Genomic DNA, 15062 nt, shown 5'->3' on the forward strand with positions numbered 1-15062 from the left:
CCCCGAGGGGTGCGGCCCTTTTTCACGTCCGGACGCCTAGAGGGTGAGCGCGTTCTTGATCAGCTCGGCCTGCTCGGCGGCGTGACGCTTGGCGGAACCTGCCGCGGGGGAGGCCGAGGCGGCGCGGGAGAACAGCTTCACCTGGCGGCCGAGCTTGTCCTTGCCGAGGTTGTTCGTCTGCAGGTAGAAGAACGGCCAGGCACCCTGGTTCTCCGGTTCGTCCTGCACCCAGGCCAGTTCGGCGTTCGGGTACTGGTCGGCGACCTGCTTGAGCTCGGCACCGGGCAGCGGGTAGAACTGCTCCAGCCGTACCAGGGCGATCTCGGGGTTGGGGTTCTTCTCCAGGTCGGCCAGCAAGTCGTAGTAGAGCTTGCCGGCCATGAACAGCACCCGCTTGACGGCGGCTTTGTCCTGGATGCGGGCGTCGTCGAGCACTGGTTCGAACTTGCCGCTGGTGAAATCGGCGACCGGGCTGGTGGCCCCGCGCAGGCGCAGCATCGACTTCGGGGTGAAGACGATCAGCGGGCGGCGCGGACGCATGTAGGCCTGGCGGCGCAGCAGGTGGAAGTACGACGCCGGCGTCGAGGGACGCGCGACGGTCATGTTGTTCTCCGCGCACATCTGCAGGTAGCGCTCGATCCGGGCGGAGGAGTGGTCTGGGCCCTGCCCCTCGTAGCCGTGCGGCAGCAGCAGCACAACGCTGGAACGCTGGCCCCACTTCTGCTCGGCCGAGGAGATGAACTCGTCGATGATGGTCTGGGCGCCGTTGGCGAAGTCACCGAACTGGGCTTCCCAGAGCACGAGGGCGTCGGCGCGTTCCACCGAGTAGCCGTACTCGAAGCCCATCGCGGCGTATTCGCTCAGCAGGGTGTCGTAGATCCAGAACCGGGCCTGGTTCTCGCTGAGGTTGGCCAGTGGCAGCCATTCCTGGCCGTTGACCCGGTCGTGCAGCACCGCGTGGCGTTGCACGAAGGTGCCGCGGCGGGCATCCTGGCCGGCGAACCGCACCGGGGTGCCCTCGAGCAGAACGGAGCCGAGGGCGAGCAGTTCGCCGAAGCTCCAGTCGATGTTGCCGTTGCGGCTCATGTCGAGGCGCTTCTGCAGCAGTTGCTGCAGCTTGTTGTGCACGGTGAAGCCGGCGGGCTTGTTGTTGAACGTGTCGCCGATCAGGTGCACGACGCTTTCGGGCACGCCGGTGGTCTCGGGTTCGCCGGCTGCATCGTCGGGCACGCCGTTGCCGGCCAGCCCGCGGTGCGCCGCGGCGACCTCGTCGGTGATGATCGGGATCGACGCGGTCTGGGCGGCGTGCGTCTCCAGGAATGCCCGCTCCAGGCGGTCCTGGAAGTCGGCGTGCGCGGCCTCGAACTCGGCCTGGGTGATATCACCGCGGCCGACGAGCGCCTCGGTGTACAGCTTCCTGACGCTCCGCTTGGCCTCGATCAGGTTGTACATCAGCGGCTGGGTCATCGAGGGGTCGTCGCCCTCGTTGTGGCCGCGTCGGCGGTAGCAGACCAGGTCGATGACCACGTCGCGCTTGAATTCCTGCCGGTACGCGAACGCCAGTTCGGCGACCCGCACGACGGCCTCGGGGTCGTCGCCGTTCACGTGGAAGATCGGCGCCTGGATGGTCTTGGCCACGTCGGTGGAGTACACCGAGGTGCGGCCCTCGCCGGGAGGGGTGGTGAAGCCGACCTGGTTGTTCACGACCAGGTGGATGGTGCCGCCGGTGCGGTAACCGCGCAGCTGGGACATCTGCAGGGTCTCGAGCACGACGCCCTGGCCGGCCATGGCGGCGTCGCCGTGCACCAGCACGGGCAGGGTGGAGAAGGTGCCGATCGGCTTGCGGTCCTGCTTGGCGCGCACGATGCCCTCGAGCACGCCGTCGACTGCCTCGAGGTGGGACGGGTTCGCGGCCAGGTACACGGCCACTTCCTCGCCGTTGGTACCGCGGAAGGTCCCCTCTGTGCCGAGGTGGTACTTCACGTCGCCGGAGCCCTGCACACTGCGCGGGTCCTGGGTGCCCTCGAACTCACGGAAGATCTGTCCGTAGGTCTTGCCGGCGATGTTGGTGAGCACGTTCAACCGGCCACGGTGGGCCATGCCGATGCAGACCTCGTCGAGGCCGGCATCCGCCGAGCCCTGCAGGATCGCGTCGAGCAGGGCGATGGTGGACTCGCCGCCCTCGAGGCTGAACCGCTTCTGGCCGACGTACTTGGTCTGCAGGAACGTCTCGAACGCCTCGGCCTCGTTCAGCTTGCCCAGGATGCGCATCTGCTCATCGTGGGTGGGCTTGACGTAGGTCTTCTCCATCTTCTCCTGCACCCATTTGCGCTGGGCCGGGTCCTGGATGTGCATGTACTCGATGCCGGTGGTGCGGCAGTACGAGTCGCGCAGCACGCCGAGGATGTCGCGCAGCAGCATGGTGCGCGCGGTGCCGAAGCCGCCGGTGATGAACTCCCGGTCGAGGTCCCAGAAGGTGAGGCCGTGGCTGGCGATGTCGAGGTCGGGGTGGGTGCGCTGCTGGTATTCCAGCGGGTCGATGTCGGCCATCAGGTGGCCGCGCACGCGGTAGGCATTGATCAGTTCCTGCACGCGGGCGGTCTTGTCGACGGCACTGGCCAGGTCGACGCTGATGTCCGGCGCCCAGTGGATCGGATCGTACGGGATGCGCATGGCCGCGAAGATGTCTTCGTAGAAGTTGTGCTGGCCGATGAGCAGCTCGTGCACGATCTTGAGGAACTCGCCCGAACCCGCGCCCTGGATGACCCGGTGGTCGTAAGTGCTGGTCAGGGTGATGGTCTTGGAGATGGCCAGCCCGGTGAGGGTCTTCACGCTGGCGCCCATGAACTCGGCCGGGTAGTCCAGCGCGCCGGCGCCGATGATGCAGCCCTGGCCCTTCATCAGCCGCGGCACGGAGTGCACGGTGCCGATGCCGCCGGGGTTGGTGAGGGACACCGTTGCGCCGGAGAAGTCGTCGGCAGTGAGCTTGCCCTTGCGGGCGCGGCCGACGAGGTCCTCGTAGGAGGTGAGGTATTCGCCGAAGGTCATGGTGTCGGCGCGCTTGATGGCCGGCACCATCAGCGAGCGGGTGCCGTCGGGCTTGGGCAGGTCGATGGCGATGCCGAGGCCGACGTGCGCGGGCGCGATCACTGAGGGCTTGCCCTCGAGCTCGTCGTAGTAGACGTTCTGGCTGGGGAACATCTTGAGCGCGCGGATCAGCGCCCAGCCGATGAGATGGGTGAACGAGACCTTGCCGCCGCGGGCCCGCTTCATGTGGTTGTTGATCACGATGCGGTTGTCGATCAAGAGTTTGGCGGGGATGGTGCGCACGCTCGTGGCGGTGGGCACGGTGAGGCTGGTGGCCATGTTGGCCGCGAGGCTCTTCGCCATGCCGCGCAGCGGCGTCACGACATCCTGCGGGGCGGCGGGGGCGACGGTGCCGACGACGGGCTGCGGGCTCGTGATCGGGGCGTCAGCGGGAACCGGCTCGGGCTTGGGGGCGATCGAGGTGGTGCGGGCGGTTCGCGGACCACCGAGAACCGGGATCGGGGCGGTGATCGGATGCGCCTCGGCGGTCGGCGTTGCCGGTTCCTCCGTCAACGGTGGCACCTCAGCGGCGGCCGGGGCCGCGGGGGCGGCCGCACCCTCGGCAGCCGGCGCGGCAGCCTCGGACCGCGACTCTGCCGTCGCGGTCTGGTGGTAGCTGTCCAGGATCGGCCACCAGGACCGATCCACCGAGTTCTTGTCGATGAGATAACGCTCGTAGAACTCGTCCACGAGCCATTCGTTTGCTCCGAATTCAGCAGAGGCCATGTCTTCGGACCCACCGCCGGTCAACTGGTTCGACACAGCTGATCGCCCACTCTCTTCGTTGATTCTGATTATCCTTGGCGATCACAACCGCCGGGTCAGTGTGTTGATATCAAGACTAATCCCATCCGCGTGCTGCACCGGCACGGTCCCGGGCACTAGCGTTAAAAACATGCAGTTCTATGGAGCAGTTCCTCGCCACGATTTGACCTATTCCGACGTCTTCCTGGTGCCCAGCCAATCGGCCATCAGCAGTCGCCTCGACGTGTCCCTCGCCCCCGGCGACGGAACCGCAGCCACGATCCCGATCGTCTCCGCCAACATGAACTCGGTGACCGGTCCGCGTCTCGCGGCCTCCCTCGCCCGGCGCGGCGGCCTCGGCGTGTTGCCGCAGGACATGCACCTGCAGGACCTCGACACCGCCATCCGCTGGGTCAAGGCCCAGCCGGTGCAGTACGACACCCCGTTCGTGTTCGGCCCCGACGCCACGGTCGCCGAGGCGCTCCGCCAGGTGCCGCCGGTCGAGGGTCAGGGCCTGGTCATCCACGATGGCGATGACACCTACTTGGGCTGCATCGACGCCGCCCGACTCGCCACCGCCCTGCCGGATGCCCGCCTCGGCGACCTGCTGCACGGCCCGCTCGCCTCGCTCGACGCCGAAGACATCGACAGTGCCCGCGGCGCTTTCGATGTGATGACCGCCGCCGAGCTCGACTTCGCGCCGGTGCTGCTGCGCGGCAAGCTGATCGGCACGCTCAGCCGTAAGAGCGCCTTGCGCTCCACGCTCTACCAGCCGGCCGTGGATGCGTCCGGTCGGCTGTTGGTCGCCGCCGCGGTGGGAATCAACGGCGATGTCGCCGCCAAGGCCCGCGCCCTGGCCGCCGCCGGCGTCGATGTGCTTGTGCTCGACACCGCGCACGGCCACCAGGACGGCATGATCCGGGCGCTGAAGACCGTCTCCGGCCTCGGCCTCGGCATTCCCATCGTGGCCGGCAACGTGGTCACCGCCGACGCGGTGGAACACCTCGTCGGTGCGGGCGCCAACATCATCAAGGTGGGCGTCGGTCCCGGCGCGATGTGCACCACCCGCATGATGACCGCCGTCGGCCGCCCGCAGTTCTCGGCGGTGCTCGAAACCGCCGAGGCCGCCGGCAAGCTCGGTGCTCACGTCTGGGCAGATGGCGGGGTGCGCTACCCGCGCGACGTGGCCCTCGCGCTCGCCGCCGGCGCCGCCTCCGTGATGATCGGCTCCTGGTTCGCCGGCACCATCGAGGCTCCCGGCACGCTGGACACCGATGCCTCTGGTGCGCTCTACAAGGAGAGCTGGGGGATGGCCTCGACCAAGGCCGTTCGCGAGCGGTTCGACCGGCTCGACCCGTACGAGCTGGCACGCAAGACGCTGTTCGCCGAGGGCATCTCATCGTCGAAGATCTACCTCGACCCGCTGCGGCCGTCGCTGGAAGACCTGCTCGACATGATCACCTCAGGGGTGCGCAGCTCCTTCACCTATGCGGGCGCGGCCACCGTGGCCGAATTCCACGACCGGGCGAAGGTCGGCATCCAGTCGGCGGCAGGGTATGAAGAGGGCAAGGCGCTGGTGGTTTCCTGGTAGCGAAGGGGCCAACAGCCCAGTCGCTGCCGGTATAGTTGACCCCCTAATGGACGACCCCCCTTCTGCGAATTCGACCGACCATAAACCCTCGCCCGTGACTTGCGGCGGTGCTGCCCGTGTATGAATGGATCATGCTCGGGATCGGCCTGATCCTGACGCTCGGCACGGGCTTGTTCGTGGCCAGCGAGTTCGCGCTGGTCAACCTCGACCGCTCCGACCTCGAGGCGCGTCAGGGCCGCGGTGAGACTCGCCTGGCGATGACCATCGCCGCGCTGAAGATCACCTCGACGCATCTCTCCAGCGCGCAGCTCGGCATCACCCTGACCACCCTGCTCACCGGGTACGCGCTCGAACCGGCGATCAGCACTCTGCTGGCCGGGCCGCTCGGCCTGGTCGGCATCCCCGCCGTCGTCGTGCCCGTCGTCGGGTCCGCCGTCGCGATCGTGATCGCCACCCTGATCTCGATGATCATCGGCGAGCTGGTGCCGAAGAACTTCGCCCTCGCCCTGCCGATCCAGACCGCCAAGTTCGTGATCCCGTTCCAGACCGTGTTCACCACGGTGTTCAAACCGGCCGTGACCGTACTCAACGGCAGCGCCAACGGGCTGCTGCGCATGGTCGGCATCGAGCCCAAGGAAGAGATATCCGGCGCCCGCACCGCCGAGGAGCTCTCGTCGCTCGTACGCCGCTCGGCCAGTGCCGGGCTGCTCGAGGAAGACACGGCGACCCTGCTCAACCGCACCCTGCTGTTCTCCCGGCACACCGCCTCCGACGTGATGACCCCCCGGCCCCGTCTCGCCAGCATCCAGCGCACCGCCAGCGCCCAGGCCGTGATCGACCTCACCCGGCAGACCGGCTACTCCCGCTTCCCGGTGATCGACGAGAGCGCCGACGACGTCGTCGGCATCGTGCACGTCAAACAGGCCGTCGCCGTGCCGCGCACACGCCGGTCGGATGTTCCGGTGTCAGCCCTGCAGTCCGAGGCGTTGCGAGTTCCCGAGACCATGAAACTCGACGGCCTGCTCGCGGAACTGCGCGGCCGCGGGTTCCAGATGGCCGTGGTCGTCGACGAATACGGCGGTACGGCCGGGGTAGTCACCCTCGAGGACCTGGTCGAGGAACTCGTCGGCGAGGTTGCCGACGAACACGACCGCACCCGGGCCGGCATCGTGCGCTCACCCGGCTCGCTCACCTTCCCCGGCATGCTCCGCCCGGACGAACTCTCCGAACGTGCCGGGCTCAGCGTGCCCGACGACGGCCCATACGAAACCGTCGCCGGTTACGTGATGAGTGAGCTCGGCCGCCTGCCCGTCGTGGGCGACATCGTGCGCATCCCCACCGGAGAACTCCGGGTGGAACGGCTCGACGGCCGGCGCATCGACCGGCTGCGTTACACCCCTGACCCGCTCCCGCCCGAGCCGCCGGGCACGGGCGCCATTCGAACCATCCAGAAGGCAGCAGTGACCACCTCAGCTCCGCGCGAACGGGAGAACCGCCGATGAACGACTGGGCCGGAATCGGCTGGCTGTTCGTGCTGCTGTTGGGCAACGCGTTCTTCGTCGGCGCTGAATTCGCTGTGATCTCGGCACGCCGCTCGCAGATCGAACCTCTCGCCGAGGCGGGCAAACGCAGCGCCAAGACCGCGTTGTGGGCGATGGAACACGCCACCCTGATGCTGGCGACCTCCCAGCTGGGCATCACCGTCTGTTCGCTGCTGATCCTGAACGTGTCGGAGCCGGCGATCCACCATCTGCTGGAGATTCCGCTGGCGGTGACCGGCCTGCCGGAGGAAGCGATCGGCACGATCGCGTTCGTGATCACCCTGTTCATCGTGTCGTACCTGCACGTGGTCTTCGGCGAGATGGTGCCCAAGAACCTGTCCTTCTCCATTCCGGACCAGGCCGTGCTGATTCTCGCGCCGCCACTGGTGTTCTTCGGCCGCCTGGTGAAGCCGGTGATCGTGGCGCTGAACGCCACCGCCAACGGGGTGATCCGGCTCTTCGGCGTTCAGCCCAAGAACGAGGCCACCAGCACGTACACGCTCGACGAAGTGGCGACCATCGTCAGCCAGTCCACCAAGGAGGGCGTGCTCAGCGACGACTCCGGCGCCCTGAGCGCGGCGTTCGAGTTCACCACCCGCAAGGCCAAGGACATCGCCGTTCCGCTCGACCAGCTGGTCAGCCTGCCGGAAGGGGCGACGCCCGCCGACGTGGAGAAGGCTGTCACCCGGCACGGCTTCTCCCGGTACGTGCTCGACAGCGACAGCGGTGAGCCGGCCGGCTACATCCACCTCAAGGACGTGCTCGGTCTCAACGTCGACCCCGTCGGGGTCGGCCGGAACGGCTACACCGACCCCATCCCGGCCAAGCTGATCCGCCAGCTGGTGTCGATCTTCGAGGACACCGACCTCGAAGACGCCCTGGCCACCATGCGCCGCTCCGGTGCGCACCTGGCGCGCACGTTCACCGCGACGGGTGACGCCACCGGTGTGCTCTTCCTCGAGGACATCATCGAGGAACTCGTCGGCGAAGTGCAGGACGCCACCCGCCGCCTCTAGGCCAGGGCGGGCGCCAGCGCCGGAAGGGCGTCGATGATGCTGGTGATCACACCCTCGTCGAGGTTGGACGGGGCGATGTGCCTGGCGCGCTCCCGGATGCTCGGGTGCGCGTTGGCGACGGCGTAGGAGTGCAGGGCGGCGTCGAGCATCTCGGCGTCGTTGAGGAAATCGCCGAAGGCCATGGTCTGGTCCCGGCTGATGCCGAGGTGCTCCTGCAGTCGCTGCAGTGCCTTGCCCTTGTTCACCCCGGGGCGCATGATGTCGACCCAGCTGTCGCCGGAGATGACGACGTCGGCGGGGAGGCCGAGCGCCGTGACGGCCGGCCCGGTGCGGGTCTCCGCCCGGTGCCGATCGAAGACGGCCAGCTTGAGCACGTCGTCAGCCGCGCCGGCCACGGTGACGTCATCGACGATCTCGAGAGCTGCGTAGTACGGGCGCACGCTCGCGACGAACGCCTCGTCGGACCGCTCGATGTAGGCGGAGCGGGCCCCGCAGACGACGATGCCGAGATCGGCTCCGGCGGCGGCCGTCGCCCGCACCCAGTCCACAATGGGCGGAATGATCGCCTGGTCGACCGGTTCCAGCGCGATAGTGACGCCGGCCCGCACAATGTTGGTGCCGTTCTCGGCGATGTAGACCAGGCCGTCCCGGTCGCCGAAGATGGCGCGCAGGGTCTGGTACTGCCGGCCGCTGGCCGGGGAGAACAGGATCCCGGCCGCGAGGATGCGCTCGAGCAGCGGCCAGAACCGTACCGGAACCTGCCCGTCGGCGTCGAGCAACGTGCCGTCCATGTCTGACGCGATCAGGCGGATGTCGGCGGGTTGGATCGGGAACGTCATCCGTCCAGCCTAGTTGGGGTGATCTCTGGCTCCCCGACCTCGCCGTCGGCCCTGGCCGGGCGTACCGTGATCGGCGAAGCAGGAAGTGAGGGCAGATCATGTTGAGTGAATTGGAAGCGGCCGCCGTGCTGCCGGCCAGGGACCTCGGCCGGGCGAAGAAGTTCTACCGGGAGAAGCTGGGCCTGACGCCGACGGAGGAACGGGACGGCGAGTTGCGCTTTCGCGGCCCGGGCGGCAGCGCCGTCTTGATCTATGAAACCGAGAACGCGGGTACGGCCAAGAACACCGCACTGCTCTGGGTGACCGACGACGTCGTCGCCGAGGTTGCCAAGCTGCGCGAGGCCGGGGTGGTGTTCGAGGAGTACGACCTCCCCGGCTTGAAGACCGAGAACGGGATCGCCACGACGGGCCAGGAACGCGCGGCGTGGTTCAAGGACTCAGAGGGCAATATCCTCTGCGTCGCGCAGGACGCCTGATCCACGGTGTGGAACTGCCGGCTACGCCTCCGGCCAGCCCGCTCGCAGGTACTGGCCGGGCCAGTAGTCCAGGTGCACGCCGAGTTCGTGCGCGGCCCGGAGGGCGAAGTGCGGGTCGCGCAGGAACTCCCGGCCGAGCATGACCGCGTCCGCGGCGCCGGACGCGACGATGTCGTTGGCCTGCTGTGCCGTCACGATCAGTCCGACGGCGTTCACGGGAACCGCGGCGTGCTCCTTGACGTACTGCGCCAACGGCACCTGGTAGCCCGGCCCGAGGGGAATCTGTACCCCGGTGACGTTGCCGCCGGAGGAGACGTCGAAGAAGTCGGCTCCGGCCGCCGCGGCCCAGCCGGCGACGATCGCGGTCTCCTCTACCGTCCAACCATCGGGGGCGTAATCGGTGCCGGAGAAACGCACCAGCAGCGGCACGGCCTCGCCCACTTCGGCGCGCACTGCTGCCACGACGCGCAACAGCAGCCGGGCCCGGTTGGGCAGCGACCCGCCGAACTCGTCGGTGCGTTGGTTGCTCAGCGGGGAGAGGAACTGGTGCAGCAGGTAGCCGTGCGCGGCGTGCAGTTCGAGCACATCGAAGCCGGCGGTCACGGCCCGGCGGGCGGCCGCGGCGAAGTCGGCGACGACGCCGTCGATGCCGGCGGGGTCCAGGGCGACGGGGTCGGCGTAGCCGGGGAACGGCACCTCCGACGGCGCCAGGGCGGGCCAGCCGCCTTGCGCGGCGGGGACGGTGCCGCGCGCTGGGGTGCCCCAGGCCGGCCAGGTGGAGGCCTTGCGACCGGCATGGGCGAGCTGGATGCCCGCGGTGGCGCCGTGCCCGTGCAGATAATCGACAATGCGGGTCCAGGCGGTGGCCTGGGCGTCGTTCCAGATTCCGGTGTCCCGGTCGGTGATCCGGCCCTCCGGGCTGACCGCCGTGGCCTCGACGACGATCAGGCCGGCGCCGCCGGCGGCCATCGAACCGAGGTGCACGAGGTGCCAATCGGTGGGAACGCCGTCGCGGGCGACCACGGAGTACTGGCACATCGGCGCCACCCAGAGCCGGTTGCGGATGCCGACTCCGCGCAGGCTGATCGGGTCGAACAACGAGACCGGGTCTGCCGGTGTTTCGGTCGGATCGGACGGGGCGGAAACGGTGGCAGCGCTGATATCGGACACCGAAACAACCTATCGTGATCAGATGGCTAAACCACGACGCTGGCTGGAATGGGCAGGCGCCCAGGCGCGCGACTGGATCGCGGTACCGCAGGCGACCGACGACAAATACAGTCGCGGCGTGCTCGGCGTGCGCACCGGCTCCACCGAATACCCGGGCGCCGCGGTGCTCGGCGTTGAAGCGGCCAGCCGCACCGGCGTGGGCATGCTGCGCTACCTCGGCCCCCGACGGGTGAGCGCGCTGGTGCTGGCCCGGCGGCCGGAGATCGTCACCGCAGACGGCCGGGTGCAGGCCTGGCTGCTCGGCTCCGGCATGAACGCGGCCGCCCGCAGCCGCGAGACCACGGCGAAGCTGGAGGCGGCGCTCACCCAGGACCTCCCCACCGTGATCGACGCCGGCGCGCTCGATCTCGTCGGGGTAGGGGCCGGGGCGAAGGTCATCACCCCGCACTACCGGGAGCTCGCCGCCCTGCTGTCCCGCTCGGGTGACACCGTGACGGCCGCAGAGATCGCCGGCCAACCGGGGGAGTGGGCGATCCGGGCGGCCGGCCAATTGGGCGTGACCGTGCTCCTCAAGGGCAGCGTCACCTACCTCGCCTCCCCGTCCGGCATCCGGCTGACGGTGTCGGGTGCCACCCCCTGGCTGGCCACGGCCGGGTCCGGCGACGTGCTCGCCGGCATCCTCGGGGCGTTGCTGGCCACGAACGCCGCCCGCATCGACGCGGACGCCGACGCGCTGGCCGCTGTCGCCGCTACCGCCGTCGTTCTGCACGGGGCCGCCGCTGCCCTGGCTTCCGGCGGTGGCCCGATCGTGGCGCTGGACATCGCCGAGGCCGTTCCGGCGTCGATAGCGGCGCTGCTCGCCTGAGCCGGCGCCACACGCGGATGTGCCACAGTTGACCGTGCCAGAAACCCAGCCCGCCGCCACTGTGCCTGCCACCACGGTGCCGGCCGTTCTGCGCCGGCCGCTGGCGCTCTGGGGCGCGTTCGTGCTGGTGCACGGTGTGCTGATCGGGCTCAACCTCAGCGGCATCGGCTGGCCGCTCGGCGACGTGGAGCGGGTCTACCTGGGCTGGGCCGAAGGCACCGTCTCCGGCGCGTTCCGGCTCGGCATCGACACCGATTTCGTCTATCCGATCCTGGCGCTGGCACCGATCCTGGCCGCGCTGGTCTTCGGCGCCCCGCTCTACGTGCTCAGCTGGCTCGGCCTGGTCACGCTGCTCAACGGTGTGGCGTTCGGCGCCCTGATCGGCCGCCGTCCCGGCCGCGCCGCCGCACGGGCGGCCTGGTGGTGGCTGGCCTTCCTGCTGCTGCTCGGGCCCATCGCCCTGGCCAGGATCGACTCGATCACGGTGCCGTTGGCGATCGTGGGCGTGCTCTGGATCGTTCGCCGCCCGTTCTGGGGAGCCCTGCTGCTCACCGTCGCCACCTGGGTCAAGGTCTGGCCGGTGGCGGCGATCATCGCCCTGGTCGTGGCCTCCCGGCGGCGCTGGCAGGTCGTCGCGGTGTTCGCCGGCACCTCGGTCGTGATCATCGGCGCCGCGTTGCTCGCCGGGAGCGGGCTCACCGTTCTCAGCTTCGTGACCGAACAGACCAACCGGGGCCTGCAGATCGAAGCTCCGGTCGCCTCCTGGTGGCTGTGGCAATCCGCGTTGGGCATCCCGGGCACCCTGGTGTACTACGACCAGCAGATCCTCACCTACCAGGTGATCGGGCCGGGCACCGACCTGGCCGTCACGGTCATGACTCCGCTGCTGGTGCTCGTCGTGCTCGCCGTGCTGCTGGTCGGCTGGCGGGCCCAACGGGCCGGCGCCGCGTTCGAGCGCTTGTTCCCGCCGCTGCTGCTGGCGTTGGTGCTCACCCTGATCTCGATCAACAAGGTGGGATCGCCGCAGTTCATGACCTGGCTGGCCGCCCCGATCATCCTCGGCCTGGTCGGCGACTGGCGGGCCTGGCGGGCACCCGCGGCGGTGGCCCTGCTGATGGCGGCCCTGACCCAGCTGGTCTACCCGTACTTCTACAACTATCTGCTCGGCACCGTGCCGGCGATGGTGCTGGTGCTCTCGGTGCGCAACCTGCTGGAATTAGTACTGGTGGGGTGGATGCTCACCCGCATGTGGAAACTCGGCTCCCAGCCGGCCATGCCCGCACCGATCCGGCCCGGCGCATCCGAATCCCAGCCCGAACCCCAGAAGGAGTAATCATGCTCGTCGCATTCTCTGTCGCCCCCTCCGGCGGACCCTCTGATTCCGTGCACGACGCCGTGGCCGCTGCGGTGCGCGTGGTGCGCGAATCCGGGCTGCCGAATCACACCGACTCCATGTTCACCACCATCGAGGGTGACTGGGACGAGGTCTTCGCCGTGGTGAAGGCCGCGACGGATGCCGTGGGCGCGTTCGGCTCTCGGGTGTCGCTGGTGCTCAAGGCCGACATCCGGCCCGGCTATTCGGGTGAGCTGACCGCCAAGCTCGATCGCCTCGAAGCGGCGATGGCGGAGCCGGACGGCGCGTAGCCGACCCGGTGTTGTCGCCGGCGTAACCTCGGCGACACAGCCGACCCGTAGTCTGGATCGATGCCCTCACTTTCCACCGGGACGGCCCTGTCGCCGGTCCGCGTCCGTTTCGCCCTGCTCGCCCTGGCACTGGGCGGTTTCGCGATCGGCGCCACCGAATTCGTGGCCATGGGACTGCTGCCGAACCTGGCCGCCGACCTGCTGCCCGGCCTCTACGCCTCGTCGCCGGACGCGGCCAACGCCCAGGTGGGCTGGTTGATCTCCGCCTACGCCCTCGGCGTGGTCGTCGGTGCACCGACCATCGCGGCCGCCGCTGCCCGCTGGCCGCGCAAGAAGCTGCTGCTCGCGCTCCTGGCGGCGTTCACCCTGGCGACCATCGCGTCAGCGCTGCTGCCCAGCTTCGGGCTGGTGCTCGTGGCCAGGTTCGTGGCCGCACTGCCGCACGGCGCGTACTTCGGCATCGCCTCGCTGGTCGCGGCCGAGCTGATGGGTCCGGGCAAGCGCGCCCGCGGCGTCGCGATCGTGCTCTCCGGCCTCACCATCGCCAACGTCATCGGCGTGCCCTCGATCACCTGGCTCGGCCAGATCGCCGGCTGGCGCATCGCCTACCTCACCGTGGCCGCGCTGTTCGCCCTCACGTTTGTCGCCGTGATCATCGCCGTGCCGTTCCAGGCGGGCAACCCCGGCGCCACCATGCGTAACGAACTGCGGGCGTTCAGCCGGTTGCAGGTGTGGCTCGCGCTGCTGATCGGCGCCGTCGGTTTCGGCGGGCTGTTCGCGGTGTACACCTATGTGGCGCCGCTGGTGATCGAGGTCACCGGACTGCCCGCCCTCGCCGTGCCGCTGGTGCTCGTGGTGGTGGGGCTCGGCATGACGGTGGGCAACTTCGTCGGCGGCGCCCTCGCCGACCGCAGCGTGCGGCGCAGCATGTACCTGTTCTTCGCCGTGATGCTGGCGGCGCTGCTGCTGCTCGCCTTCTCGGCGCACACCCTGGCCGGCCTGTTGATCGGGGTGTTTCTGGTGGGCGGGGCGGCGTCCGCGCTGTCGCCGACCATCCAGACCCGGCTGATGGATGTCGCGCACGACAGCCAGTCGATCGCCGCCGCACTGAACCACTCCGCGCTCAATATCGGCAACGCGCTCGGCGCCTACCTCGGCGGTGTGGTGGTGGCGGCCGGACTCGGCTACGTCGCGCCGATCTGGGTGGGCCTCGGCCTCAGCGTGCTGGGTGTGGTGCTGGCCGTGACCACCTTCGCCATCGACCGCAACCGCCGGCGCCGCGGCGTCGATGTGCCGTACGGCACTCAGCTGATCGGCGTGATCAGCCCAAGCTGAGCCAGCCCGTTCGGGCGCTGAAAACGCAAAAAACCGGCGCGGGCCAGGGGCCGAGCGCCGGTTCGAGTACGACGGATCAGTCGGACTGCAGCAGGATGCCGTCGTGGATGGCGCGCTTGCGCAGGGCCACCTTGGTGCCGACGTCGAAGCCGGCCAGGCGGTACTTCTCGCGGATCCGCTTGAGGTAGGACTTCGCTGTCTCCTCGGAGATGCCGAGCTGGTGGGCGACGGCCTTGACCGGTTCCCCGGCGCCGTACAACGCCATCACCCGGCGCTCCTGCGCGCTGAGCCGGGGCGACGAGCCGGCCGCTCCGCTGTGCAGGGCGAGGTCGAGTTCGGCGGAGATGTAGGACTCACCCACGGAGGCGGCGTGGATCGCTTCGACGATGGTCGAGGCTTCTTCGGTCTTGACGAGGTAGCCCAGCGCACCGGCGGCGAGGGCCTCCCGCACCAGGGCCGGTTCGGAGTAGGTGCTCATCAGCACCGTCTTCACCCCGGCGGTCTTCAGGGTGGAGATCTTGAGCGAGACCGGGATGTTGTCCTTGAGGTCCAGGTCGAGCAGCACCACGTCAACCGGGAACTCAGGGTGGGTGAGGAGTTCGGGCCAGGTGGTCACGGCGGCCACCATGTTGATGTCGTCTGCGGCGCCCCTGATCCACTCGGTCAGCGCCCCCAAGAGCATCCGGTGGTCGTCGACCAGGGCCAACCGGATCGGATTGGCTCTGAGCGTCGCTGCTGTGTTTGTCACTACTGC

The 15062-nt window shown here is 69.0% G+C and carries 12 protein-coding genes; 8 read left to right on the forward strand and 4 right to left on the reverse strand.

Going from position 1 to position 15062, the window contains the following annotated elements; genetic code table 11:
* Positions 1-36: 36 nt before the first annotated feature.
* Positions 37-3849, reverse strand: a complete 3813-nt coding sequence (locus CTB96_RS00955) for a multifunctional oxoglutarate decarboxylase/oxoglutarate dehydrogenase thiamine pyrophosphate-binding subunit/dihydrolipoyllysine-residue succinyltransferase subunit (RefSeq protein WP_181397090.1) — start codon at positions 3847-3849, stop codon at positions 37-39.
* A gap of 133 nt (positions 3850-3982) precedes the next feature.
* Here CTB96_RS00955 and guaB1 point away from each other — a divergent pair, with 133 nt between their 5' ends.
* From guaB1 to CTB96_RS00970, 3 genes are all read left to right on the forward strand, one after another.
* Entirely contained in the window at positions 3983-5422 is a 1440-nt protein-coding gene (gene guaB1, locus CTB96_RS00960; protein WP_110125040.1) for a GMP reductase, read from the forward strand.
* 131 nt (positions 5423-5553) lie between these two features.
* Positions 5554-6924, forward strand: a complete 1371-nt coding sequence (locus CTB96_RS00965) for a hemolysin family protein (RefSeq protein ID WP_110125041.1) — start codon at positions 5554-5556, stop codon at positions 6922-6924.
* A complete protein-coding gene (locus CTB96_RS00970; protein WP_110125042.1) occupies positions 6921-7979 on the forward strand; it encodes a hemolysin family protein in 1059 nt (352 codons plus the stop codon). Before CTB96_RS00965 ends, CTB96_RS00970 begins: the two co-directional genes overlap by 4 nt.
* On the opposite strand, the gene CTB96_RS00975 is transcribed toward CTB96_RS00970, so the two are convergent.
* Positions 7976-8818 carry a Cof-type HAD-IIB family hydrolase gene (locus tag CTB96_RS00975; RefSeq protein ID WP_110125043.1) on the reverse strand — a complete coding sequence of 281 codons (843 nt, stop codon included), beginning with the start codon at positions 8816-8818 and terminating at the stop codon, positions 7976-7978. The two genes, CTB96_RS00970 and CTB96_RS00975, sit on opposite strands and share 4 nt — an antisense overlap.
* A gap of 98 nt (positions 8819-8916) precedes the next feature.
* Here CTB96_RS00975 and CTB96_RS00980 point away from each other — a divergent pair, with 98 nt between their 5' ends.
* Positions 8917-9294 carry a VOC family protein gene (locus CTB96_RS00980; RefSeq protein WP_110125044.1) on the forward strand — a complete coding sequence of 126 codons (378 nt, stop codon included), beginning with the start codon at positions 8917-8919 and terminating at the stop codon, positions 9292-9294.
* Between the two features lie 21 nt (positions 9295-9315).
* Here the strand turns inward: CTB96_RS00980 and CTB96_RS00985 are convergent, their stop codons facing one another.
* Positions 9316-10392, reverse strand: a complete 1077-nt coding sequence (locus CTB96_RS00985) for an NADH:flavin oxidoreductase/NADH oxidase (RefSeq protein WP_110125140.1) — start codon at positions 10390-10392, stop codon at positions 9316-9318.
* Positions 10393-10486: 94 nt separating this feature from the next.
* Between CTB96_RS00985 and CTB96_RS00990 the strand changes: the two genes are divergently transcribed.
* Genes CTB96_RS00990 through CTB96_RS01005 form a run of 4 tightly spaced genes read left to right on the forward strand, consistent with a single transcriptional unit; the run spans position 10487 to position 14308 of the window.
* A complete protein-coding gene (locus CTB96_RS00990) occupies positions 10487-11329 on the forward strand; it encodes an ADP-dependent NAD(P)H-hydrate dehydratase (protein ID WP_110125045.1) in 843 nt (280 codons plus the stop codon).
* A gap of 34 nt (positions 11330-11363) precedes the next feature.
* Positions 11364-12662, forward strand: a complete 1299-nt coding sequence (locus CTB96_RS00995; protein ID WP_248283166.1) for a glycosyltransferase 87 family protein — start codon at positions 11364-11366, stop codon at positions 12660-12662.
* Positions 12663-12664: 2 nt separating this feature from the next.
* Complete coding sequence (locus tag CTB96_RS01000) at positions 12665-12973, forward strand: thiamine-binding protein (RefSeq protein ID WP_110125046.1); 309 nt, start codon at positions 12665-12667, stop codon at positions 12971-12973.
* 60 nt (positions 12974-13033) lie between these two features.
* The gene (locus CTB96_RS01005) at positions 13034-14308 is read left to right on the forward strand and encodes an MFS transporter (protein WP_110125047.1); all 1275 of its coding nucleotides are present in this window, start codon (positions 13034-13036) and stop codon (positions 14306-14308) included.
* A 76-nt stretch (positions 14309-14384) separates the two neighbouring features.
* Here CTB96_RS01005 and CTB96_RS01010 read toward each other — a convergent pair whose 3' ends face one another.
* Positions 14385-15056, reverse strand: a complete 672-nt coding sequence (locus tag CTB96_RS01010; RefSeq protein WP_282433097.1) for a response regulator transcription factor — start codon at positions 15054-15056, stop codon at positions 14385-14387.
* Positions 15057-15062: the final 6 nt, after the last annotated feature.

It is taken from the genome of Cryobacterium arcticum, assembly GCF_003185895.1.
Classification (GTDB): domain Bacteria; phylum Actinomycetota; class Actinomycetes; order Actinomycetales; family Microbacteriaceae; genus Cryobacterium; species Cryobacterium arcticum.